This is a genomic window from Dactylosporangium darangshiense (genome assembly GCF_039537565.1).
Classification (GTDB): domain Bacteria; phylum Actinomycetota; class Actinomycetes; order Mycobacteriales; family Micromonosporaceae; genus Dactylosporangium; species Dactylosporangium darangshiense.
Window position 1 is genome coordinate 428,373 of record NZ_BAABAT010000002.1, and the last position, 22,321, is coordinate 450,693.

The following is a 22,321-nucleotide window of genomic DNA, read 5'->3' on the forward strand; positions in this document are numbered from 1 at the left end:
AGCGTTTGCAGCTCTATTCGGGGCAGGCGGCCGTCGAGTCCCGCACGATCAGCTCCGGCTCGAACAGCTCCTCGTCCAGCGTCACCGGCCGCCGCTCGATCTGCGCGACGAGGGAGTTCACCGCGGCCACCCCGATCGCCCCGATCGGCTGCCGCACGGTGGTCAGCGGCGGGTCCATCATCGGCATGTACACCGAGTCGTCGAACCCCACCACCGACAGCTGCTCCGGCACCTTCAGCCCTTGCTTGCGGGCGCCGCGGATGGCGCCGAGCGCCAGGGTGTCGCTGGCACAGACGGCGGCGGTGGCCCCCGCCTCCAGCAGCGGCCCGATCGCCGTCTGCCCACCGGCGATGGAGAACATCGTGTGCGCAACCAGCTTCTGCCGGTCGGCGCCGTCGACGAGCCGCCGGAACTCCGCCAGCTTCCGCTCCGAGGGCACGTGCCCGCGCGGCCCCACGATGAGCCCGATCCGCTTGTGCCCCAGCTCCCGCAGGTGCGTCACCGCCAGGTCCACCGCGACGGTGTCATCCACCCCGACGCGCGGCACCCCGAGGTTCTCGTCGGCCTCGTTGATGAGCACGATCGGCAGCCGCCGGGCCCGCAGCGCCTTGGCCTGCTCCGGCCCCGCGTCGGCATAGCTCGCGCCCACGAAGACGATCCCGGCGACCTTGCGGGCCAGCAGCATCTCGATGTAGTGCGCCTCCGACACCCCGTCGGCCGTGCGCGTGCACAGCACCGGGATGAGCTGCCGTCTCACCAGTGCGCCGGCCATCGCCTCGGCGTAGGCCGGGAAGATCGGGTTGTGCAGGTCGGGAAGCACCATGCCGACCAGGCTGCCGAGCTCGCGGCGATGCCGGGCGGGCCGCTGGTATCCGAGCACGTCGAGCGCGGTCAGCACGGCGTTGCGCGTGTCCTCGCCGATGCCGGGGACGTCGCGCAGCACCCGGCTCACGGTCGCTTCGCTGAACCCCGCGTACTTCGCCACCTCAGCCAGCCTCGTCGCCACGGAGCCCATGTTACGAGCAAGAACCGACGCTGTCACCGCAAGAACTTGCGCTGCGTTGGCTAGTGCTCCCGAGCCCTGCGAAATTCACTTGACCCGGCCAAGGGTCAACCTTGCACTGTGGGCCGGACACCACCAGTCGTGGTGCCCGAATCCCAGGGGAGGCAGCAGCAACAATGGAAATCCGTCCCACGACCGACCAGGACCTCGACGTCTTCGTCGACACACTCCATGCCGCGTTCGGGCTCTACCCGGATACCCCGAACGAGGATGGCGGCGGCGTCTGGTGGTCGGCGTTCGAGATGGACCGCGGGCTGCTGGCCGTGACCGCGGACGGGCGGCCCGTCGGGACCGCCGCCGCATACACATTCGAACTCACCCTGCCCGGCGAGATCCTCGCCCCGGCCGCTGGAATCAGCGCCGTCGGCGTCCTGCCCTCGCATCGACGCCAGGGTGTGCTCACCGCGATGATGCGGCACCAGCTCACCGAGCTGCGGGCACGCGGGGAGTTCCTCTGCGTCCTGCTGGCCTCCGAGGCCCCGATCTACGGCAGGTTCGGCTACGGACCGGCGACCTACACGGGACGGATCACGGTGGCACGCCACCAGGGCGCCCTCGCTGCACTGCGGGCGCACGGACGGGCAGACGCCCCGGCGGCCGACTCGGGTGCCAGCTCGAACAGCGGCTCGGTCGAGGTGATGCGGCGTGCCGAGTGCGGCGAGATCCTTGAACAGGTCTATGACCGGTACCGCCGTGCACAGCCCGGCGCATTGTCCCGGCCGCACCGCTGGTGGACCCTCGGCGCGGGGCAACCCCCGATCGCTCGCGCGCCGCGCTACGTCGCCGTCCACCGCGACGCCGACGGCGTCCCGGACGGGTACGCCAGCTACTCGCTCAGCGACGGCACTTTGACGGTCGACGAGACCATCGCCACCGACGACGCCGTCTCCACCGCCCTGATCGGATTCCTGCTCGGCCACGACCTCGTCACGCAGGTCGCGTTCAAGCACTTCCCGCCCGGGCACCCGCTGCGCTGGCAGCTGGCGGATTTCCGTGCCGCCCAGGTGAGCAGCGATTCCGACTGGCTCTGGGTGCGGCTACTGGACGTACCGCAGGCGTTGACCGCACGCGGCTGGTTCACGGACGGCGAACTCGTCCTCGACGTCGACGACCCGTTCCTCGGCGAGCACCACCGCTACCTGCTGACCGTCCGGGACGGCAAGGCCGACTGCGTTGCTACGGATCGGGACCCGGACCTCTCCCTGGACGTGAGTGATCTCGGCTCGATCTACCTCGGCGGCACTGCGCCCAGCACGCTCGTCCGTGCCGGACATGTCCGCGCCCACCGCCCGGACGCGGCCACCCTCGCCGACATCCTCTTCCACGCCGACCGGCACCCGCACTGCCTGCACTGGTTCTGACCCCACGCCAGCCCCCACCCACCCGTCGACCGGTTCCTTGAGGGCGAGGGTGGGGACTTGGTCGGCTGTCATCCACGGCGTCCACGTACGTCAGCTACACAGCGATCGGGGTTTCGGGCTCCATGTCGTAGGAGGCCTGCAGCTGCCCGGGTCGGGTGCCCAAGCCGTCCTTCGTCTTCCTCTCCCACGGTGCCTGCTGAAGTTTCTTGGTCTCGTCGATCATCTGCTTGGGTTCCAGGTTGCGATACGTGTCCACCTCGCCTGCGGCGACGGCGGTCATCGTGGCGTACACCGGCTCGGGGTCGAACTGTGGGCGAGGAAACGCGAGTTTCGAGTAGTCGAAGAGCCGCTGGGACGGGTCGTCCTCCCAACTCTGCCAAGTCTGGAACATTCGGTCGTTGAAGCCGGTCAGGAACGGTCCGGGATTGATGGTGGCGACCTCGATGCCGAACTCCTGCAGCTCCATCGCCATGGTCTCGGCGATGGCCTCGATCGCGTGCTTGGACGCCGAATAGATGCCGGTGAAGGGATTGACGTTGAGCCCTTCTCGAGAAGAGACCCAGACGATTCGTCCCTTTCCGCGCTTGACCATCTGCTTGGCGATGCCCTGTGTCAGCAACAGCGGCCCGGTGACGTTCACCTCGAATTCCCGGCGGATGTTGCCTGCCGGGATGTCGAGCGTCGAGCCGCCCTCGCCGACGCCGGCGTTGTTCACGAGTACCTCGACATCCCACGTCAACGCCTTGCGGCGATCTCCGTCGTCGGTGACGTCGAGCTTCTCCACCTGCAGGTTCACGCCGCGTTGCGCTGCTTGCTGCTTCAGGGTCTGCACCTGGGCCCAGATCTCCACGGAGGCTATGACGTCGAAACCCTTCTCCGCCAGGCGCATGGCCACCTCGTGCCCGAAACCGGTGCCGCATCCCGTAATGAGGACCTTGGTCATTTCGTTCTCCTAATCCGTTGCCTGCAGCAGTGGCCGATCGAGGCGCTCAGCTGCCGACCGAGCTCCTTCGATCCGGCGCCGTGTTCAAGCTGTTCAGCCGGCGATGCGGGCCGGCTCCGGTAGCAGGCTTACCGTCTCGCCGCGGACCACCGGCTTCACCGTGCCGGCGAGTTCGGTTGCGGCGGCCGCGCGCAGGAAGTTCGACAGTGGGTCGCGGAACACCGTGTAGTCGTCGTAGTGGATCGGGACGATCACGCCGGGGCGTATCAGGCGGGACATGGCCAGGCCCTGGCGGGCGTCCATGGTGACGAGTGCGCCGAGGATGCGGGTGCCGCCGAGGTGCAGCAGCATCGCGTCGATGTCGCCGAAGTGGCGTGGGATGTCGCGCAGGCGCCTGGCGCGGAACAGGGTGTCGCCGGTGATGTACAGGCGCAGGCGCTCGCCCTCGTCGTGGCGCCAGTCCAGGATGGTGCCGATCGTGAGCGGCATCGCCAGGTGGAGGCCGGCCGGGCCGTGCTGGGCCGGGACGGCGGTGATCCGCAGGGTCTCGCCGCCGCGGTGCAGTACGACGTCCTCCCAGTCGCGCAGGCCGACCGTGGCGTCGAAGCGCCACTTGCGCAGCGTCCGCGCGGCGGGGCGGGTGGTGATGACCGGCACGTCCCGCGGCAGCCGCCGCCGGGCGATCCGGTCGAAGTGGTCGCCGTGCAGGTGTGACAGCACGATCCCGTCGAGTGCCGGTAGCTGGCCGGGCTCCATCGCGGGGTCGGTGCGACGGCGGCTCGACAGGCCGTACCCGAGGTGTGCGCGCTGCCCGCGGTGCAGGAAGTTCGGGTCGGTGAGCACCGTGAAGCCGCCCAGCCGCAGCAGGACGGTTGCCGTGCCGATGAATGTGGCCGACGTCCGCATGGCTCTACCCCCTCAGCGTCGGTGTCAATTCGCGGGGGCTACCCGCTTTCGGCGGCGGGATTCGGGTACAGCCGCAGCATCCGGCGGATCGTGGCGGCCATGTGGTCGACCAGCTCCGGCGGGGAGAGCACCTGGGCCTCGGCGCCCAGGCGCAGCAGGCCCGCGGTGGCGTGCGGGACGCTCTCCAACGGGACGGTGGCGCGGTGCCAGCCCTCCTCGTCGGGCGGCCCGAGGGTCTCGCGGGCCAGGCGGGTGGCGCGCGGGCCGAGGACCTCCGGCAGGGCGGACAGGCCGGCGGGGGAGAGGCGCACGACGGCGACCGCGGCGGCCTCGGCGCGCTCGTAACGCTCGACGTGTGTGCGCCAGAACGCGGCCAGGTCGAAGCCGTCGGGGCGGGTGAAGCGCTCCGGCAGCGGGTACACCTCGCGGATCGCCGAGACGCGGTAGGTGCGCGGCTGCTCGTCGCGGGCGGCGATCAGGTACCACACGCCCGCCTTGAGCACGAGGCCGAGCGGGCGCAGGCGGCGGGTCACCTCGCCCGGCTCCGGGGCCCAGCGGCGGTACCGGATCTCGATCCAGCGGTCCTGCCACAGCGCCTCGGCGACCGTGAGCAGGTGCGGCACGGCGTCCGGCTCGCGGTACCAGCCGGGCGCGTCGAGGTGGAAGCGCTGGCGGATGCGCAGGGAGGCGTCGCGGTACGGCGTGGGCAGCGCCGCCATCAGCTTCAGCTCGGCGGCGGCGACGTGCGCGCCGAGGCCGAGCTCGGCGGCGGGCTGCGGCAGGCCGGTCAGGAACAGCGACTCGGCCTCGTCGGCGGTCAGGCCGGTCAGGCGGGTGCGGTAGCCGTCCATGAGCTGGTAGCCGCCGGCCGGGCCGGGCTCGGCGTAGATCGGCACGCCGGCCGCGGCGAGCGCCTCCACGTCCCGGTAGACGGTGCGCGGGGTCACGCCGAGCTCGTCGGCGAGGCGGGCGGCGCTCATCCGGCCGCGGTTCTGCAGCAACAGCAGCAGGGAGACGAGACGGCTGGCGCGCACCCGGCCAGTGTCGCAGACCACTGACAGAAGATGTCAGTGGTACGCCGCCAGGCTGTGCGGCATGAACGACTTCGACTTTCTGATCGGCCGGTGGAACGTCACGAACCACCGCCTGCGCACCCTGTTCGCCGGCAGCGACGACTGGGAGACCTTCCCGGGCGTCGGCACCTGCCGGCAGGTCCTCGACGGCGTCGGCAACGTCGACGAGATCGACTTCCCGACGCTGGGCACCAGCGGGCTCACGCTGCGCCTCTTCGACGTCGAGCGCAAGGAATGGTCGATCTACTGGGCCGCCGGCCGCACCGGCCTGCTCTACCCGCCCGTGGTCGGCACCTTCACCGCCGGGCACGGCGACTTCTACGGCGACGACACCCACGAGGGCCGGCCGATCCGCGCCCACTTCATCTGGTCGGACATCACCACCGACTCGGCCCGCTGGGAGCAGGAGTTCTCCGCCGACGGCGGTGAGACCTGGGAGTCCAACTGGATCATGGAACTTACCCGCTCCGCGTAGTCCCGGCGGTGCTGTCGCGCACGACGAGGACGGCGTTGCCGTAGCGGACGCTGCGCGGCGGGTGGCCGTCGAGCAGCTCGAAGAGCAGGCCGGCGGTGCGCATGCCGTAGTCGGTGATGTTGCGCTGCAGGACCGTCAGGGCCGGGTGGACCAGCTGGCACAGCGGCGAGTCCTCCCAGGCCAGGATCGACACGTCGTGCGGTACCGCGATGTGCATCTCCGCCGCCACGCCCAGCCCGGCCAGGGCCATGAGGTCGTTGTCGTACACGATCGCCGTCGGGCGGGCGGGCGCGCTGAGGATGCGGCGGGTCGCCTGCGCGGCCGCCTCGCCGGTGTAGTCGGCCGGGACGGTGGCGACCTCGAGCAGGCCGGTGGCCTCCAGCGCTCCGGTGCGGGCGCCGGTGTGGGCGAGCTCGGCCGGGCCGCTCACGCGGGCGATGCGGCGGTGGCCGAGCGCGGCGAGGTACCCGGCGATCTTGCCCGCCGCGGCGTGCTCGTCGGTGGAGAGGTTCGCCAGGCCGGGCAGCTCGCCGGAGCCGCCGGCGACGACCGCGGGCAGCCCCAGGTCGAGCACCGCCGCGAGGCGCGGGTCGTCGACGCGCAGGTCGCACAGGACCACGCCGTCGACGCGGCGCTCCGCGTGCCAGCGGCGGTAGATCGCGACCTCCTCGGCGAGGTCCTCGACGAACTGCAGGGCGAGGCCGAAGCCCCTGGCGTACAACTCCATCTGCAGACCGGCGATGAACTGGCGCCGGAAGACCTCGCTGCGCAGCTCCGCCGACGTGCGGTGCAACACCAGGCCGACGATATCGGCGGCGGCGCCGTGCATGGCGACGGCGGCCCGGTGCGCGGTGAAGCCGAGCTCCTCGGCGACCTCCCGGACGCGCTCGCGCAGGTCGTCGGAGACGCCGGGGCGGCCATTGAGCGCGTACGACACGGCGACCCGCGACACGCCGACGCGCCGCGCGATGTCGCTCATCGTCGGTCGCCGCCCTGCCATCCGTGCCCCGTCCGCCATGTTTTGGACGAAGCGTAACCGGCTCAGTGCGCGGGCGGCCGCAGGCGGGCGGTGCTGCCGCGCGGGCTGAGGTGGGCGGGCGCGCCGAGCGTGCTGGCCACCGGCTCCCCGGCGATCGCGGCGAGCAGCAGGTGGGCGGCCCGGCGGCCGTAGTCGCCGATGTCGCGGCTCAACGCGGTCAGCGGCGGGTGCAGCAGCCGGCAGACCGGCGAGTCGTCCCAGGCGATGATCGACAGCTGCGCCGGCACGGCGATGCCGAGCTCGTGCGCGACCGTGAGCCCGGCGACCGCCATGATGTCGTTGTCGTAGATGATCGCCGTCGGCCGGTCGGGCCCGGTGAGCAGCCGCCGGGTGGCCCGCGCGCCGGACTCGCCGGTGTAGTCGGCCGGCACCGTCACCGCGCCGGCCAGGCCGAGCCGGTCGCCGACCTCGGCGAAGGCGGCGGTGCGGATCGCGGTGTGCGCGAACTCGGCGATGCCGCCGACGCGGGCGATGCGCCGGTGGCCCAGCGCCGCCAGGTACTCCACCGCCTCCACCATCGACTGCGCGTCGTCGGACCAGACGCTGGGCAGCGCGCCGCTGGCGTCCGGCGGCCCGATCACGATCGCCGGCACGCCGAGTTCCTCCAGGGCCGGCACCCGCGGGTCGCCGGTGCGCACGTCGCAGACCAGCACCCCGTCGACGCGGCCCTCGCTGAACCAGCGCCGGTAGTACGCCAGCTCCTCGTCGCGCCCGGTGGCCATCTGCAGCAGCAGCGCATACGACTGCCGGGACAGCTCCTGCTCCAGGCCGCTGATGAGCTCCATGAAGAACGGCTCGACCCCGAGCGTGCTCGGCGGCCGCTGCAGCGTCAGCCCCACGACCCGCGCCTTGGCCCCGGCCAGGGCGCGCGCGTTGCTGTCGGCGTGGAAGTTGAGCCGGTCGGCGACGGCGAGGATCCGCTCCCGCGTGGCGGGTGAGACCCCGGGCCGGCCGTTGAGCGCGTATGAGACGGCGCCCTTGGACACCCCGGCCTCGCGGGCGATGTCCGCGATCGTCGGTCGCTTCACCCCGGCCCCCTGCGTCGCTTTCTCGGTTCACCGATGCTAGTCCCCTCGTCGTGTTTGTCCACTCGGGCGATCCATGCCGCTACGGAATGATGGCGTGGCCGGCGGACGACTGAGCCATTCCTCGGGGTCGCGGCCGGCGATGGTGCCCAGGTAGGTGCTGGCCGGGGCGATGCCGGCCAGGCGGCGAAGCTGCGGGGACAAGGCGCGCAGGGCCTCGACGCCGGTGGCCAGGCCGTGGTTGTCGGCGGGGCGCAGCCATGGCAGGACGTGCTCGCAGATCAGGGCTCGGCGCGTGGCCGCGGATCGGTTCTCGCCGGCCGCGTGCCACAACCGGCCGCTGTAGACCACGGCGCTGCCGGCCGGCATGACGACCGGGACCAGTTCGGAGGGCTGCGGACGGCGACCGGCCGGCCACAGATGGCTGCCGGGAGCGACCAGGGTCGCGCCGTTGGTGGGGGTGAAGTCGTCCAGCGCCCAGATGACGTTCGTCTCCGCCTCGACGTCGCGGGGGAGCGGGTAGACGCCGGCGTCGAAGTGCAGGGGCTGTGCGCCCTGGCCGGGGTCGACGGCGGAGAGGAACAGCATGCCGAACTGGTACACCTCGCCGATGGCCGCGGCGACCGGGCCGTGCACCGACGGGTGGGTCAGCAACGGCTCGAAGGGGCCGAGGCGGGACAGCAGGGAGTAGACGCGGCGGGTGCGGCGGCCGTCGAAGTCGTTGTTGCTCCACGGTACGTCCCGGAGCAGCGTGTCGGCGTGCTCGCGGACCGCGGCGAGCTGGTCGGCGGGCAGGAGCTCGGGCAGGATGACGAAACCGTCGTCGCTCATGCACCCTGTGTACGTGATGCCTCCACGGGCGGTACCGTCGGGGCACTGTGGCGCCTAAGGTGCTGCGGGTGACCGATCCTTCCAGCGCGTACCGCAGCGTCGTCGGCGACATCATCGCCGCGCGCCCCACGGCCGAGCCTCCGCCGGACGCGCCGGACCTGCGGATCAGCCGCCGCCGGCAGCCGCAGGCCGTCGCCGATCTCCTGCCCGCGGAGCTGGAGCAGTTGGGAGCCGTGTGGCACGACTGCTCGCTCGATGACGTGCTGGCCGACGAGGAGTACGAGGTCGAGGCCGCCGAGGTCGTCGACGCCGCCGGTACCGTCCGCTTCCGCCTTTACGGATGGAACTTCGGCGTCGGGTACCTGTTCCCGCCGGAGGGCCTGGCCGTCGTGGCGTCCGGCGCGCAGCACGACATCGAGCACTGGCGCCTCGACCAACGCCCGCTGTTCGCGGCCATGGACCGCGCGCTGCGCGCCGGCGGGCACGGCTTCACCCAGCCCCTGCACTTCTGCTGGACCGACGACACGTGCTGGGACGAGATCGCCGGCGCCGAGCCCGGCACGGTCGGCAGCGAGCCGTATCTGCGCGCCCTGTTCGGCGCCTGAAGCGCGCCCGGGCTGTGGCAGGATGGCCGGGTGTCCAAGCCGGTCGATCAGTACGGCCCGCACCGCGCCAAGCGCCTCGAAGGCGTCGCAACCCGGCTGCGCGGGCTCGGCATCGACGCGGAGTTCGGCGTGCTGGTGCCCTACTACGACCTCTACGGCGGCGTGCCCGAGGGCCTGACCGGCCTCGTGGTGCCCGAGCCGGGCGGGCCCGGCCGGATGCAGGTGACCGTCGTGAGCGCCCGGCGCACCGCCCCGCCCGGCGAGGGCGGGATGTCCGCCGACGGGCGGATGTGGGTGCGCGACGTCGACCTGGAGTACGACCTGGGCGCCGACATGGTCTTCGAGGTCACCACCCTGGACGCCTTCGGCGACGGGCCGGTCTGGGCGCCGCGCCGCCACGTCGACACCGAGCAGGCGGTCGTCGACGCGATCCGGCTCTGGCACGGGTACCGCGACACGCTGCGCAGCACGCCCCCGCCGCCCGACCCGCGCCGGCGCTCCGCCCTCGCCCGGCAGGCCAACGCCCGCCGCGCCGCCGCCGCGGCCGCGAAGGTGCGCATCGAGGCCGACGGCGCCCTGCTGCCGGACGACCTCGACCCCGAGCTGCTCTGCTACCACTTCCCCCGCGACCGTAACGGACGTTACGGCCGCACCGCCGTCGTCGCGCTGGCCGGCGACGGCACCGCCCTGAGCAAGCGCGGCCCGTGGCTGGCCGCAAGGGCCGCCGGCGACACCCTCGTCGTCGGCGTCGAGGCGCTCATCGGCGCCAACCAGGACCACCGCTGGGACCGCCTGCCGTGGCTGTGGCGCACCGGCGAGCGCGATGCCCCGCCCACCCGGCGCTGGCAGGCACCGGACGCCGCCGCCGTCGCGCCCATCGCCGAGCTCCTGGCCCGCCACGAGCTGATCGACGCCTTCACCCTGTGCGGCGTCGAGGTCGACGCCGAGATCGGCGCCCTGCTGTCCGGCTACCCGATCGACTATTCGCACGCGCGCTACACCGAGACGTGGGTGCGGGTGCTGTACACCCAGCTGCCCGACTGCGCCCCGTGGCGCCTCGCGGCGGCGTACCGCGCCTGGCAGGACGAGCGCCGTGCGGCCCGCCGCCCCGCGGACGAGCCGATCGCGCTCTTCGGCCTGAAGGGCCTCAACCAGCAGTCGCGCCCCATGGTCGCCCTGGACGCCCGCAACGGCCCGCCCCGCCTCACGATGATCTGGACCGCGAGCAACGCCCGCCTGACCCGAGCCCTGTGGGACTGCCCCGCCGACCTGACGGCGTCGCTGCTGGACACCTGAGGTCGGAATCGGGTGGCCGATCGTCATTGCGGCCCGTCCGGACGGTGCTGTGCGGGCAGTGACGGCGTCGCTACCTTGAGCCGATGACACGGACGAGGCGCTGGATCCTGGCCGGCGCCGCCCTCGCGGCCCTGGTCGCGGCCGGTGCCGTCTGGTGGGCGCTGCGCACCTCCGACCGTCCGCCGGCCGCACGTGGGGCCGCCGCGTCGGACGACAGCGTCCAGGCCGTCGACAGCCTGGTGAGTCGTCTTCCCGAGGCGTTCGCCGCCGGGGACAGCGGCGTGCTGTCCTCCGCCGCGCGGGAGCGGGGCATCGACCTGCGCCAGGCGCTGCCCGCCGGGGCCAAGCTCGCCATGGACCGCTCCACCTGGCGCCGCACGGGCGCCATCGGATCCGCCACGGTGACGATGACCGTCGCGGGCCGGCCACCGGTCCGCTTCGTCGTGGTCGTCATCCGCGAGGACGGCGCCTGGAAGGTGTCAGGCACGTACGACGTGGCTGCCGCATGATCCGCCGCCTGGCCTCGTGCGCCGCCGCAGCCGTGCTGCTGGCCGGCGCCCTGGTCGCGCCCTCCCGCCCGGCGGCCGCGGAGCCCGGCTGCTCGGACGTGCAGCCCGCGACCCGCGTCGACGGCGTCGGCACCCCGGTACCGCACGCCGACGGCAAGTACACCCCGATCGTGCTCGTCCACGGCTTCATCAGCAGCCCCGCCATCTGGTCGAAGCCCACCGTCTACTCGTCGCACACCGAGGAGCGCCCGAACGTCAAGCGCAGCCTTCTGGGCAACCTGCAGGCGCTGCCCGGCGCGATCGTGTACACGGTCGACTACCACGACACCGCGACGCGCTGGTTCACCGAGCCCGGCGCCGGCGGCGCTGTCTTCACCCACGTCTTCGACTGCATCACCGGCGAGGCCCGGTACGCCGGCCACAACGTCGTGGTCGCCGCCCACTCGATGGGCGGCCTGATCGCGCGCTGGTCGGTCACCGACGCACCCGGCGCCGCGGCCCGCCGGGCCAGGATGGGCCTGGCGATCACGGTCGGCACCCCGTACGAGGGCGCCTGGCTGGCCGCGCTCGGCTCCTTCCTGGTCGACACGGCCGCCAACATCGCGACCGGTGTGGTGAAGGCCGAGGCGGCGCCGCTGCTCGAGCTGATGCACCTGGCGATGGCCGCCTGCCGCGAGCACGAGGTGGCCGCCCTCGACCCGTGCACCTACCTCAACAAGGTCATCGAGTTCCTGGCCAGCATGCACGCTTTCGCACCCGGCAGCCCCGAGCTGTCGTCGTTGTCCCCGTGGCCCAAGGGCATGCGCGTGGAGACCCTCGCCAGCAGCTCGGTGGTCCAGGACGTCGGCGGCCTGTTCCTGGTGCGCGGCCCCGGCACCGTCGACCTCGGCGACGTAGTGGTGGGCCGCGCATCCGCGACGTCCGGCGGCCACCAGAGCCACGTCGCCGAGTGCCGCTACACCACAGCGAAGCTGACCGACGACGTGAACAACTTCCTCGAGCCTTTCGGCATGCGCCTGGACTCCGACCCCGCGAAGCTGGTCGGCCTGCGCCCGCTCGGCGCCTGCTTCCACATCCACGAGTCGGTCCTGCTCGACCACACCAGCGAGATCCTGTCCGCGATCGCCGAGGAGCTGCAGCGGTACTCCCTGGAGCTCACTCCGAAGGCGGTCGGCCGGATCGCGGTCGGCGGCTCGGGAACGGCAGCGGAAGAGATGCTGCGCCAGGTGCTCGGCAAACCGGACCGAACCCAGGACAGCAAGGGCTGCGAGCTGGTCTCACCTCCGGAACCGCGCCGCTACCTGTCCTGGGGCGCCCTGACGGTGACGCTGGCCCCGACCGGCGGCGCCGGCCGCCTGGTCGGCTGGAGCGTCGGCAACGGCAAGACGCCACCGGGTCTACGCCTGCCGCACGGCGTGACAACATCGACGACGGTCCGCGACGCCATGCGCACCATCCCCGGCGCAACGGCCGAGTGGGACGACGTGTTCGGCATGTACTCGATCCGGACCGACCGTGAGCCCGAGATGATGTGGTCCGGAGACCACCAGGACGGCTCAGGAAAGATCAGTTTCATCACGAACACCTTCGAACCCTGCGAGTGATCGGTTCTCCGTTCACCTATCCGGGTCTTCCCGGGCGCCGTCAGGTGGCGGCCTTCCATGCCTGCAGCGCTCTGACGCCGGCGGTCGTCTCCGGGTGTTCGGCACCGAGGATGCGTTCCCTGTCGGCGACCGCCTGCCAGAGCAGAGGCGGGGCCGCCACGTTGACGATCCCGCTGATCGCGACGCCGCCGTTCGCGGCGATGGCGTCGCCGGAGCCCGCCACCTTCACCGGGGTCAGGCCTCCCACACGTCCACGGTCGGGAGGCCGCGGGCCGTGCGGGCCTCGTCGACGAGGCGCTGGATCAGGGCCGTCTTGCCGCGCGTGTACGCGTCCCCGTCGAGGTCCGCCGCGGCCAGCGACCGCTTGAGCGCCGCGTACTCCTCGCGGGCCGACGGATGGGACAGGAGGTGGTCGCGCAGGAGGCGCTCGTTGCGGGTTGGCCACGAAGCGGCAGTGACCACGTGCAGGTGGTAGCCCTCGCGGCGGTAGAACAGGCGCTCCGGCATGCCGGTTTCCAGCCGGCGGTACCCGAGGTCGAGGAGACCGGCGAAATCGCAGGAGAGGTCGTCCGTCGAGGCCATCAGGTCGATGACCGGCTTGGCCGCAAGGCCGGGGATTGCGGTGCTGCCGACGTGCTCGATGTCGATGACGGCCGCGCCCGCGGCCGCGCGTACCTCGAGGATGGCGGCGGCCGCGAGCGCGGGCCAGGACGGGTCGTAATCGTGCACCTCGATCGACGTCACCGAGGGACGGTAACAACTACTCCGGCAGGGCGGCGTCCGAGGTGCTGGCGTGGCGCGGGATGAACAGGGCCAGGAGCGCGGCCAGGACCGCGGCGCCGGCGCAGATGGCGAACAGGGTGCGGTAGCCCGCCAGGGACGGCAGGGCGTGGCCGGCCAGCAGGATGGTCTGCGACGCCAGGATCGCGCCGCCGATCGCGCTGGCCAGGGAGCTGCCGACGCTGCGGAACAGGGCGTTGAGGCCGTTGGCCGCGGCCAGCTCTGAGCGCGGTGCGGCGTGGATGATGAGGCCGGGCATGGCGGCGTACGCGATGCCGGTGCCCGAGCCCGCGATCGTGGCGCCGAGCACGACCTGCCAGAGGCTGTCGGTCAGCACGATCCGGGTGGCGAAGCCCGCGGCGATGATGAGCGAGCCGATGACCAGCGCGGTGCGCGGGCGCAGCTTGGCCGACAAGGGGGACAGCAGCAGCATCGCGATGCCGCCGGGGAGCATGCACAGGCCGCCGGCCAGGACGGACTTGCCGAAGCCGTAGCCCGTGGCCGCGGGGGCCTGCACGTAGGAGGCGGTGCCGATGAGGGTGGCGAAGAGCGCGAAGCCGACGCAGAGCGACGCGATGTTCGTCAGCAGCAGGGACGGGCGGGCGGTCGTGCGCACGTCGACGAGCGGCGAGGCGATGCGCAGCTCGACGGCGACGAAGAGCACCAGGAGTACCACTGCGGCACCCAAGAGGCCGATCGTGAGCGGATCGGTCCAGCCCCAGGAGTCGCCCTGGGCCAGGGGGAGCAGCAGAGCGAGCATCGCGGCGCCGAGCAGCGCCGTGCCGATGAGGTCCATGCGGCCCTTGGCGACGCGGGCGGGCTCGCGGACCAGCAGCACGATGCCGGGGACCGCCAGGATGCCGCCGGCCACACAGATCCAGAACAGGAGGTGGTAGTCCGCGTACTGCGCGATCAGGCCCGCCAGCGGCAGGCCGAGAGCGCCGCCGACGCCGAGCATGGCGCTGATGAGGGCGATGCCGGCCGGTGCGTGCGCCTTGGGGAGGGTGACGCCGATGAGGCTGATGCTCAGGGGTACCGCGGCAACGGAGAGACCCACGACGGCCCGGCCGATGATCATGACGGTGAGGTTGTGCGCCACGGCGCAGATCAGGGAGCCGGCGATGAGGGCGACGAGGGTGACCAGCACCATGCGGCGGGTGCCGAACAGGTCGCCGAGGCGGCCGAACGCGGGCACCGCGACGGCGCCGACGAGGAGGGTCGAGGTGAGGACCCAGGCGATGCCGTCGCCGCCGGCGTGCAGGTCGACGGCGATCTCGGACAGGACCGGGACCAGCAGCGACTGGGTCAGCGACACCATGAGCGCCGCGGTGCCGATGACCAGCACGACGACGACCTGGGCGGCGGTCCACGACCGGCCCTCGCTCGCCTCGGTCCCCGGCGCCGCCGTGTCGGCGGCCACCTCGGCGGTGTTTGTCATGATCAGGCTCCAAGGGGCAGCGGTTTCGTGGCACAATCTGCCACGAGGCAGAGCCTGCCACGGAATTGTTGCCGGAAGGTGGCCGGCGGGATAGTTGAGACCCCGGTCACAGGGACCACATCGGAAGGGAGCGGGGCGATCGAGAACCTCAGGGAGCGCAAGCGCGAGCAGAACCGCGCCGCCACCGTCGAGGCGGCGTGGCGGCTGTTCATCGAGCGCGGCTACGACCACGTCACCGTGCAGGACATCTGCGCCGCGGCCGACATCGCCCCGCGGACCTTCCATCGGTACTTCGCCAGCAAGGAGGACGTGGTCGCCGAGCCCGTGCGGCGGATGACCGGCATCGTGTTCGAGCAGATCGCCGGCGCGCCGCCCGGCTCCTCCGACGCGGCCGTCATGCGCCAGGCGCTGCTGGCGGTGGGCCGGTTCGTCGTCGAGCACCGCGAGCTGCTCACCGGGCTGCGCGCGGTGGCCCTGCAGTCCAGCCACCTGCGCGGCTCGTATCCGGGCGTGCGCCCCGACCAGGAGGCCAAGCTCGCCGCCGAGCTCGCCGGGCGGGGCGGCGGCGACCCGGCGGACTGGCGGCGCCGGCTGCTGGTCGCGTGCTCGATCGCCGGGTTCCGGGTGTGGTACGAGGACTACTTCCGCGACGCACCGCCGGACCCGCTCACCCATCTGGAGCGGGTCCTGGCGGCCGCGGTGCCCTAGCTTGCGAAGACGTCCGACAGGAAGCCGGTCAGCTCGCGCCAGCTGCGGCGGTCGGCGACCGGGCGGTACGCGCCGCCGGGCAGGGTGAAGGCGTGCGGCGCCCCGGAGTACACGTTGACCTGCCAGTCCAGGTCGGGCCGGGTGCGCAGCTCGTCCTGGAACGCGGCAATGTCCGAGTCGGGCACGACGTCATCGGCGCCGCCGCTGCACACCAGCACCGAGCCGGTGATCGCGGCGACGTCGGCCGGGTCGTGCGCGACGAGCCCGGCGTGGAAGGCCACCGTGCCGGCCACGGGCGCGCCGGTGCGGGCGAACTCGAGCGCCGCGGTGCCGCCGAAGCAGTAGCCGATGACGGCGATCCGGCCCGCGTCGACCGCCGGGTCGTTCGCCACGACGTCGTACGCGGCGCGCACCCGGGCGCGCAGCAGCGGCATGTTGCGGTAGTACTTCCCGGCCTCCGCCGAGGACTCCTCGGAGTTGTCGAAGCGGCGCCCGGTGCCGTAGACGTCGGCGCAGAAGGCGTAGTAGCCGAGGCGGGCCAGCATCTGGGCGCGTGCCTTGGGGTACTCCCGCAGCCCGGTCCAGTCGTGCACGATCACCACCGCCGGCTTGGGGCCGGCGATCGCGGTGTCGTGTGCGGCGTAGCCCTCCATGGGCTGCCCGTCGTGGTCGTAGGCCACCGTCGCCTCGGCGATCTGCGCGCCCGGGCGCTCGGCTACGGCGTCGATGAGCTGCCGGTGCTCGGCGGAGAAGTCGGTCATGCCCCGACTCTACGAGGCCGACCAGCCCGACCACCGCGCGACGTCTATCGCGATCATGCTTCCCCGGATCTGGTACTGCGGGTAGCGCGCCTCCAGCAGCTTCAGCGCCCGGCGCCCTTCCTCCCCGTCCGGCTCGATCTCGCGCGCGACGCCGTCGGCCCGCACCCACCACAGCGCGGACCAGTCGTCGTCGTAGTGGTCGACGAGGACGGCGGCCCGCGGCTCGGCGGCGAGGTTGGCCAGGCGGCGCAGGGCGGTGTGGCGCTTCGGCTTGGCGTCCACACCGTGGTAGATCGTGTCCCCGTCGAGCGCGAACACGATCGGCACCACGTGCGGCGAGCCGTCCGGGGCGACGGTGGCGAGGCGGGCCACCGCCGCCGCCCCGAACCGCTGCCTGGTCTCCTCCAGGGTCATAACGCCTCCCCTGCGAACTCGGCGATCGCCTGCTCCCACTCCTCCAGCCCGCGCTCGACCGACGAGCGCGGCCCGGACGGCAGCCACCGGCTGGCGCGCTGCACCCCGGCGGCGTGCAGCCGCTCGAGGATCTTCGGGTCGGCCGGTGCGGACAGGACCTGCACGTCGACCGGGCGCTCCGCCCGGGACCGCAGCTCGCGAATGCGGTCGAACACGCTCTCCTCGTAGTTGGGGAACCAGGCGTCGCCGAACGCCAGCACGCGGTCCAGCACGCCGGGGCCGCTGCCGCCGACGAGGACCGGCGGGTGCGGGCGCTGCGCCGGCTTCGGGAAGGACCAGATGCGTTCGAAGTCCACGTACTTCCCGTGGTACGACGCCTCCTCCTGCGTCCAGATCGCCTTCATCGCCTCGACCCGCTCGCGCAGCACGGCCATGCGCACCCGCGGGTCGGTGCCGTGGTTGAGCATCTCCTCGCGGTTCCACCCGGCGCCGACGCCGAACTCGAACCGGCCGCCGGAGAGCTGGTCCAGCGACGCGACCTCCTTCGCGGTGATGATCGGGTCGCGCTCGATGACCAGGCAGATGCCGCTGCCCACCCGCAGCCGGCTCGTCGCCGCCGCGGCCGCGGTCAGGGCGATGAAGAGGTCGTACGTGTGCCAGTACCGCTGCGGCAGCTCGGCCCGCCCTTCCTGGTAGGGCGTGTCGCGGCTGGCCGGGATGTGCGTGTGCTCGGCGAAGAACAGCGCGGACTGCCCGCGCTCCTCGACCAGCCGGGCGATGTCGCCGGGCGCCATGGCGTTGTGGGTTGGGAAGTATCCGACTCCGAAGTCCATGTCTCCATCTCTACCCCGCGGCGCCGCCGGTCCGGCCCGCCACGGGGGATGATGTGCCGGGCTCGACCGGACCACCTCGCCGCCTATGTCGCAATTGTCGGCGGTGCGCCGCACGCCGCTTCCCGCTGCCGGATGAGCGACAGTTTCCGACCCGCGCGCGAACGGTCTTTTCGCTGGTAGCGTGCACGAGCCTAGGGAAGGAGGACGACCATGGCCGACGACGGCATCCGAGGCCGATTCAAGGGGCTTCCGAACACGCCGCCCGCTGCGCAGCAGCCGATGCAGCAGCATCCGGGTCCGATGGACGGCTCCGGCGGTCACGCCGCGCCGACCGCCGCGAACGCCCAGCGCGACGCCCTGCTGGTGCTGACCCTGGCCCAGCGCACCGCCGACGAGCACGTCGCGGGCGCGCACCAGGAGGCGGACCGGATCTTCACCGAGGCACAGGCCGCCGCCGACCGCATCGTGCAGCAGGCCGAGGCGCACGCCGACGACCTGCGCGCCGACGCCGAGGATGTGCTGAGCCAGGCCCGCGCGGACGCCGGCCGGATCGTGCACGAGGCGCGCGCCCACGCCGACAAGACCGAGCAGGCCGCCGACGACCTCCTCGCCGACGCCCGCGCCCGGGCCGCCGAGATCGTGAAGATCGCCACACAGCGCGCCGACGACCTCAAGCACCAGGCCGAGATGCGCTACCAGGACGTCGTCGGCAGCCTGGCCGCCAAGCGCGAGGGCCTGCAGCAGCAGATCGAGTCGCTGGAGCAGTTCGACCGGGAGTACCGCTCCCGCCTCACCGGTTTCATGCAGGGCCAGCTGCGCGCCCTCTGGGCCGACCAGCCCCAGGTCGGCGCGGACATCGACGCCAGCGAGGACGACGACCCGCGCCCCGCCAGCGCCATCCCCACGCAGCGCAGCCTCGAGGCCGGCACTCTCGACCCGGCCCAGTGACCGCCGTCAGAACAGCTGCTCGGCCAGCGCGACGATGATGCCCTCGGGCCCCCAGACGTAGCAGAGCCGGTAGAGGTCCTCGTACTGCACGACCTCGCCGACGAGCTGCACGCCGCGCGCCCGCAGGCCGGCGACGGCGGCGTCGATGTCGTCGACGGCGAACATGATCCGGCGAATGCCGAGCGTGTTCGCCGGCGCGTTGCGCGGCTCGGAGCCGATCGCCGCCGGGTTGCGGAACCGCATCAGCTCGAACCGGCTGTGGCCGTCCGGGGTGCGCACGAAGGCGACGTCGACCTTCACGCCGTCCAGCGCGACGGTGCGGTCCACCCACGGCCCGTGCACCTGCTGCGGCTCGCCCTCCAGCTGCATGCCGAGGTCGACGAAGAACGCGACCGTCGCCTCGAGGTCCTCGACGACGATGCCGACGTTGTCCATCCGCTTGATCATGATCGTTCCCGTCCCTGGTTCGTTCGTTGTCGTCCCCGGGACGGAGCCGGCGGCGCGTTCTCGACAGCCAGGCGCCTTCACCCGCGGGTGGCGTTTGCGTCACGGCGCCGGGGAAGTGCACTGCCATGCGAATGCGCGCCGCCATCGCGGGTATCTCGCTCATCGTCACCCTCGGTGGATACGGGGTGCGCCTTCAGCCGGAGTTCCACGTGGACAACGGGCGGCTCTACGACGCCCGCAACCACGAGTTCGTCATGCGCGGCGTCGGCCACAGCCACGTCGACTACCCGGACCGGACGGCCCGGATGCTCAGCGACGTCAAGGCGCTGGGCGCCAACACCGTGCGCATCGAGCTGTCGACCGGCGCCATCGGGAAGCGCAACGACGCCGCCGACGTCGCGAACGTGATCTCGCTGTGCCGCCGCAACCGCCTCATCTGCGTCCTCGTCGTCGCCGACACCACCGGATGGGGCTACCGCGCCACCGCGATCCCGCAGTCGCAGGCGGTCGACTACTGGATCAGCATCCGCAAGGCCCTGATGGGCCAGGAGAAGTACGTGATGATCCACGTCGCGAACGAGCCGTACGTGCTCGACAACTTCCGCACCTGGCCCGCCGACACGAAGAACTCGATCCGCCGCCTGCGCCGGGCCGGCCTCGACCACACCCTCCTGGTCGACGCCCCCGACTGGGGCCAGGACCTGTCCTTCACCATGCGCGACCACGCCGCCGAGGTCTACGCGGCCGACCCGGACCACAACACGATGTTCTCGATCCACATGTACGGCGCCTTCTTCCGCGCCACGAACCCCCACGACTACCTGGGCCACTTCCTGCGCGCGAAGCTCCCCATCGCGGTCACCGAGTTCGCCTACACGCACCAGGATGGCGACGTCGACGAGGACGCGATCATGTCCGAGACCCAGGCCGACCACATCGGCTATCTGGCCTGGTCCTGGAGCGGCAACAGCGGCGACGTCAGCAACCTGGACATGGCGACCCGCTTCAATGCGGGCGCCCTCACCTGGTGGGGCCACCGCGTCTTCGACGGCCCGAACGGCATCCGCCGGACCTCCCACGAGGCCACCGTGTACGCCCCGTAGCCCGTTGTCGGATTGCCGCCGATGCCGACCTCGGACCGAGGCCGCTCCGCCAACATGATCCGGTGTTCCGAATCGTGGCGGCGATCTTCGCGCTGAGCTGGCTCGTGTTCCCCGGCTTCGGCCTGATCGACCTGTCGGTGACGTGGGACCCGTTCTGGGCGCAGGGACTCGAGGCCGGTTGGGGCCTGCTGTTCACGGTGTTCGTCGCGGCGCCCTTCGCCTGGTTCGCCGTCCGTCCCCGACGTTCGGCCCCGGCCGTCGTGCAGCTGCTGCTGGTGGCGGCCGCCCTTGCCGCCTCCGCGGTGGCCTCGCTCGAATGGCTCCTGCTGCTCGTCGCCCTGGCCGTGGCCGGCGAGGCCCTGCTCGTGGCGTTCGCACCCGGGCACGAGCCGCTCGCGCCGCGGGGCTTCCACGTGGACCGGCCGTTGGCGGCCCTTGCCGTCCTCGCCGCTGTGCCCTGGCTGGTGTACGCCTACGCGATGTACGCGGCGAACCGGGCGGAACTGCCCGTGGACATCAGCATCGGGATCGACCACTACTCGGTGCAGGGCGCGGTCGGTCTCGCCCTCGTGCTGCTGAGCGGCGCGGCGGCGTGCCGGCCGCGGGGCCGGCGCTTCATCGGGATCGGGGTCGGCCTGGTGGCCGCGTATCTCGGCCTCGTCTGCCTCGCCTGGCCCGGCACGCCGGGCGGTTTCGGCCCGGTCTGGTCGGTCCTCAGCATGGCCTGGGGCATCGCCTTCGCCACGCTCGCCACGGTCCGGAGCCGTTCGTTGACCGCAGGGCGTGCAGTAGTCATCGTGAGCACGTGATTCCTCACGGTGATTCGGCCGTCGGCGTCCTGGTGCGGCTCGAGCCCGCCGTGGTTCGCGTGATGGCGTACGAATGCCTCCAGCGCTAGCGGGGGTCGGGGTGCTGGGTGCGCTCGCCGAGGACGGTGCGGAACAGAGCCTCGCGCAGCGCCAGCTCCCGCGGGTCGTCCCACAGGTGGAAGCCGGCGCGGTTCATGGCGTACGCGAAGCCGACGCCCGTCTCCGGGTCCGCGAAGCCGAAGGAGCCTCCGGCGCCCGGCGTGCCGAAGGCCTGGTTGCCCGAAGCGCCGAAGCGCAGGCGTGGGAACGGCTTCACGTAGCCCAGCGAGAAGATGGTGTCGACCCGGAGTACCACATCGGCAAGGCCCTCGGTCGGCGGCTCGGCGGGGCGGATCAGCGCCTGCAGCGTGGCCGGGCGCAGGCCGAGCGCGGCGCCGCCCGTGGCCGCCTCGCCGTACGCGCGGGCGATCGCGCGGGGCTCGCCGGTGCCGTTCGCGGCCGGGAGCTCCAGGGCGCGCACCTCGGGCAGGTTGTAGTTGCCGGTCTGGGACAGGACCTTCGGGTTGGCGAACGAGCGGGCCGTCACGCTGCGCGGGTTGAGGAAGCCCAGGACGAAGCCGCGCGGCATGGTGCCCATGTGCAGCAGCATCTCGGCCGGCTTGAAGCCGTGGACGGTCGCGATGCGCGCCGGGTCGACGGAGGACGGGACGCCGATGTGGAACTGCAGGCCCAGTGGGGCGGCGATCTCCTCGGCGAAGAAGCGGCCCAGCGTCCGGCCCTGCGGGTCCACGCGGCGGATGAGCTCGCCCTCGTACCACCCTAACGAGATCGCGTGGTAGCCGTGGCGCGTGCCCGGTGTCCAGGCGGGGCGCTGCTCGGCCAGGGCGGCGGCGACCACATCCAGGTCGGCGAGGTCGGTCACCGTCAGGGGGCGGTCGATCGCGGCCAGGCCCGCCTGGTGCGCGAGGAGCTGGCGTACCGTCACCGTCTCCTTGCCGGCCTGGGCGAACTCGGGCCAGTACGCGGCCACGGGCGAGTCGTGGTCGATCCAGCCGCGCGAATGCGCGAGCGCCAGGGCCAGGCCGGAGACGCCCTTGGTGGTGGAGAAGACCGTGACGAGGGTGTCCTCCTCCCACGGGGTGCGGGTGCGGCCGTCGCGGTAGCCGCCCCACAGATCGACAACCTTTTTTCCGTTTTGGTACACCGCACAAGCCGCGCCGATCTCGCCGCGCTCGGTGAAGTTGCGGCGGAACGCGTCGGCGACCGGGCCGTAGCCCTCGTCGACGTCGCCACCGATCAGGTCCGGCGGTACGTCAACCTTCAACATCAGCCGACGATAGAGTTTCGGCA

25 protein-coding genes are annotated in these 22,321 nt (G+C 72.3%); 10 read left to right on the forward strand and 15 right to left on the reverse strand.

What is annotated here, in order from left to right; all coding sequences use genetic code 11:
* Positions 1–13: 13 nt before the first annotated feature.
* The gene (locus ABD901_RS05560; protein WP_425556658.1) at positions 14–1,015 is read right to left on the reverse strand and encodes a LacI family DNA-binding transcriptional regulator; all 1,002 of its coding nucleotides are present in this window, start codon (positions 1,013–1,015) and stop codon (positions 14–16) included.
* Positions 1,016–1,179: 164 nt separating this feature from the next.
* Between ABD901_RS05560 and ABD901_RS05565 the strand changes: the two genes are divergently transcribed.
* Positions 1,180–2,424 (forward strand): GNAT family N-acetyltransferase, encoded by a 1,245-nt coding sequence (locus tag ABD901_RS05565; protein WP_345121926.1) that lies wholly within the window; start codon positions 1,180–1,182, stop codon positions 2,422–2,424.
* A 94-nt stretch (positions 2,425–2,518) separates the two neighbouring features.
* Here ABD901_RS05565 and ABD901_RS05570 read toward each other — a convergent pair whose 3' ends face one another.
* The 3 genes from ABD901_RS05570 to ABD901_RS05580 form a co-directional block, all read right to left on the reverse strand.
* Entirely contained in the window at positions 2,519–3,367 is an 849-nt protein-coding gene (locus tag ABD901_RS05570) for an SDR family oxidoreductase (RefSeq protein ID WP_345121928.1), read from the reverse strand.
* A gap of 93 nt (positions 3,368–3,460) precedes the next feature.
* Positions 3,461–4,273 (reverse strand): MBL fold metallo-hydrolase, encoded by an 813-nt coding sequence (locus ABD901_RS05575; protein WP_345121930.1) that lies wholly within the window; start codon positions 4,271–4,273, stop codon positions 3,461–3,463.
* Positions 4,274–4,311: 38 nt separating this feature from the next.
* Positions 4,312–5,307 carry a helix-turn-helix transcriptional regulator gene (locus ABD901_RS05580; protein ID WP_345121932.1) on the reverse strand — a complete coding sequence of 332 codons (996 nt, stop codon included), beginning with the start codon at positions 5,305–5,307 and terminating at the stop codon, positions 4,312–4,314.
* A 61-nt stretch (positions 5,308–5,368) separates the two neighbouring features.
* Between ABD901_RS05580 and ABD901_RS05585 the strand changes: the two genes are divergently transcribed.
* On the forward strand, positions 5,369–5,821 hold the full coding sequence (locus ABD901_RS05585) for a hypothetical protein (protein ID WP_345121934.1): 453 nt from the start codon (positions 5,369–5,371) through the stop codon (positions 5,819–5,821).
* Here the strand turns inward: ABD901_RS05585 and ABD901_RS05590 are convergent.
* Genes ABD901_RS05590 through ABD901_RS05600 form a run of 3 tightly spaced genes read right to left on the reverse strand, consistent with a single transcriptional unit; the run spans position 5,805 to position 8,716 of the window.
* Positions 5,805–6,821, reverse strand: coding sequence for a LacI family DNA-binding transcriptional regulator (locus ABD901_RS05590; RefSeq protein ID WP_380133233.1), 1,017 nt, complete (start codon positions 6,819–6,821; stop codon positions 5,805–5,807). The two genes, ABD901_RS05585 and ABD901_RS05590, sit on opposite strands and share 17 nt — an antisense overlap.
* Before the next feature lie 41 nt (positions 6,822–6,862).
* Complete coding sequence (locus tag ABD901_RS05595) at positions 6,863–7,888, reverse strand: LacI family DNA-binding transcriptional regulator (protein ID WP_345121938.1); 1,026 nt, start codon at positions 7,886–7,888, stop codon at positions 6,863–6,865.
* Positions 7,889–7,924: 36 nt separating this feature from the next.
* Complete coding sequence (locus tag ABD901_RS05600) at positions 7,925–8,716, reverse strand: phytanoyl-CoA dioxygenase family protein (protein WP_345121940.1); 792 nt, start codon at positions 8,714–8,716, stop codon at positions 7,925–7,927.
* A gap of 68 nt (positions 8,717–8,784) precedes the next feature.
* Between ABD901_RS05600 and ABD901_RS05605 the strand changes: the two genes are divergently transcribed.
* From ABD901_RS05605 to ABD901_RS05620, 4 genes are all read left to right on the forward strand, one after another.
* Positions 8,785–9,321, forward strand: coding sequence for a hypothetical protein (locus ABD901_RS05605; RefSeq protein ID WP_345121941.1), 537 nt, complete (start codon positions 8,785–8,787; stop codon positions 9,319–9,321).
* A gap of 30 nt (positions 9,322–9,351) precedes the next feature.
* The gene (locus tag ABD901_RS05610; RefSeq protein ID WP_345121944.1) at positions 9,352–10,617 is read left to right on the forward strand and encodes a hypothetical protein; all 1,266 of its coding nucleotides are present in this window, start codon (positions 9,352–9,354) and stop codon (positions 10,615–10,617) included.
* Between the two features lie 83 nt (positions 10,618–10,700).
* Entirely contained in the window at positions 10,701–11,126 is a 426-nt protein-coding gene (locus ABD901_RS05615) for a hypothetical protein (RefSeq protein WP_345121946.1), read from the forward strand.
* Positions 11,123–12,730 carry an esterase/lipase family protein gene (locus ABD901_RS05620; RefSeq protein WP_345121948.1) on the forward strand — a complete coding sequence of 536 codons (1,608 nt, stop codon included), beginning with the start codon at positions 11,123–11,125 and terminating at the stop codon, positions 12,728–12,730. The genes ABD901_RS05615 and ABD901_RS05620 overlap by 4 nt, the downstream gene beginning before the upstream one ends.
* A gap of 40 nt (positions 12,731–12,770) precedes the next feature.
* On the opposite strand, the gene ABD901_RS05625 is transcribed toward ABD901_RS05620, so the two are convergent.
* The 3 genes from ABD901_RS05625 to ABD901_RS05635 are packed head-to-tail and all read right to left on the reverse strand — an operon-like array spanning position 12,771 to position 14,948.
* Positions 12,771–12,977 carry a hypothetical protein gene (locus ABD901_RS05625; protein WP_345121950.1) on the reverse strand — a complete coding sequence of 69 codons (207 nt, stop codon included), beginning with the start codon at positions 12,975–12,977 and terminating at the stop codon, positions 12,771–12,773.
* Positions 12,965–13,474: a GrpB family protein gene (locus tag ABD901_RS05630; RefSeq protein ID WP_345121952.1), complete on the reverse strand. Its 510-nt coding sequence runs from the start codon at positions 13,472–13,474 to the stop codon at positions 12,965–12,967. The genes ABD901_RS05625 and ABD901_RS05630 overlap by 13 nt, the downstream gene beginning before the upstream one ends.
* A gap of 16 nt (positions 13,475–13,490) precedes the next feature.
* On the reverse strand, positions 13,491–14,948 hold the full coding sequence (locus ABD901_RS05635) for an MFS transporter (protein ID WP_345121953.1): 1,458 nt from the start codon (positions 14,946–14,948) through the stop codon (positions 13,491–13,493).
* Positions 14,949–15,026: 78 nt separating this feature from the next.
* Here ABD901_RS05635 and ABD901_RS05640 point away from each other — a divergent pair, with 78 nt between their 5' ends.
* A complete protein-coding gene (locus tag ABD901_RS05640; RefSeq protein WP_345121955.1) occupies positions 15,027–15,656 on the forward strand; it encodes a TetR/AcrR family transcriptional regulator in 630 nt (209 codons plus the stop codon).
* Here the strand turns inward: ABD901_RS05640 and ABD901_RS05645 are convergent.
* Genes ABD901_RS05645 through ABD901_RS05655 form a run of 3 tightly spaced genes read right to left on the reverse strand, consistent with a single transcriptional unit; the run spans position 15,653 to position 17,664 of the window.
* Positions 15,653–16,417: a dienelactone hydrolase family protein gene (locus ABD901_RS05645; protein ID WP_345121957.1), complete on the reverse strand. Its 765-nt coding sequence runs from the start codon at positions 16,415–16,417 to the stop codon at positions 15,653–15,655. The genes ABD901_RS05640 and ABD901_RS05645 overlap by 4 nt on opposite strands.
* A 9-nt stretch (positions 16,418–16,426) precedes the next feature.
* A complete protein-coding gene (locus ABD901_RS05650; RefSeq protein WP_345121959.1) occupies positions 16,427–16,831 on the reverse strand; it encodes a TIGR03668 family PPOX class F420-dependent oxidoreductase in 405 nt (134 codons plus the stop codon).
* Positions 16,828–17,664 (reverse strand): LLM class F420-dependent oxidoreductase, encoded by an 837-nt coding sequence (locus ABD901_RS05655; protein ID WP_345121961.1) that lies wholly within the window; start codon positions 17,662–17,664, stop codon positions 16,828–16,830. The genes ABD901_RS05650 and ABD901_RS05655 overlap by 4 nt, the downstream gene beginning before the upstream one ends.
* A gap of 210 nt (positions 17,665–17,874) precedes the next feature.
* Here ABD901_RS05655 and ABD901_RS05660 point away from each other — a divergent pair, with 210 nt between their 5' ends.
* A complete protein-coding gene (locus tag ABD901_RS05660; protein WP_345121963.1) occupies positions 17,875–18,612 on the forward strand; it encodes a DivIVA domain-containing protein in 738 nt (245 codons plus the stop codon).
* A gap of 6 nt (positions 18,613–18,618) precedes the next feature.
* Here ABD901_RS05660 and ABD901_RS05665 read toward each other — a convergent pair whose 3' ends face one another.
* A complete protein-coding gene (locus ABD901_RS05665; protein ID WP_345121965.1) occupies positions 18,619–19,059 on the reverse strand; it encodes a VOC family protein in 441 nt (146 codons plus the stop codon).
* Positions 19,060–19,184: 125 nt separating this feature from the next.
* Between ABD901_RS05665 and ABD901_RS05670 the strand changes: the two genes are divergently transcribed.
* Both ABD901_RS05670 and ABD901_RS05675 read left to right on the forward strand, forming a co-directional pair.
* Positions 19,185–20,162 carry a cellulase family glycosylhydrolase gene (locus ABD901_RS05670; RefSeq protein WP_345121967.1) on the forward strand — a complete coding sequence of 326 codons (978 nt, stop codon included), beginning with the start codon at positions 19,185–19,187 and terminating at the stop codon, positions 20,160–20,162.
* 62 nt (positions 20,163–20,224) lie between these two features.
* Positions 20,225–20,971, forward strand: a complete 747-nt coding sequence (locus ABD901_RS05675) for a hypothetical protein (RefSeq protein ID WP_345121969.1) — start codon at positions 20,225–20,227, stop codon at positions 20,969–20,971.
* A gap of 85 nt (positions 20,972–21,056) precedes the next feature.
* On the opposite strand, the gene ABD901_RS05680 is transcribed toward ABD901_RS05675, so the two are convergent.
* Positions 21,057–22,298 carry a serine hydrolase domain-containing protein gene (locus ABD901_RS05680; protein WP_345121972.1) on the reverse strand — a complete coding sequence of 414 codons (1,242 nt, stop codon included), beginning with the start codon at positions 22,296–22,298 and terminating at the stop codon, positions 21,057–21,059.
* Positions 22,299–22,321: the final 23 nt, after the last annotated feature.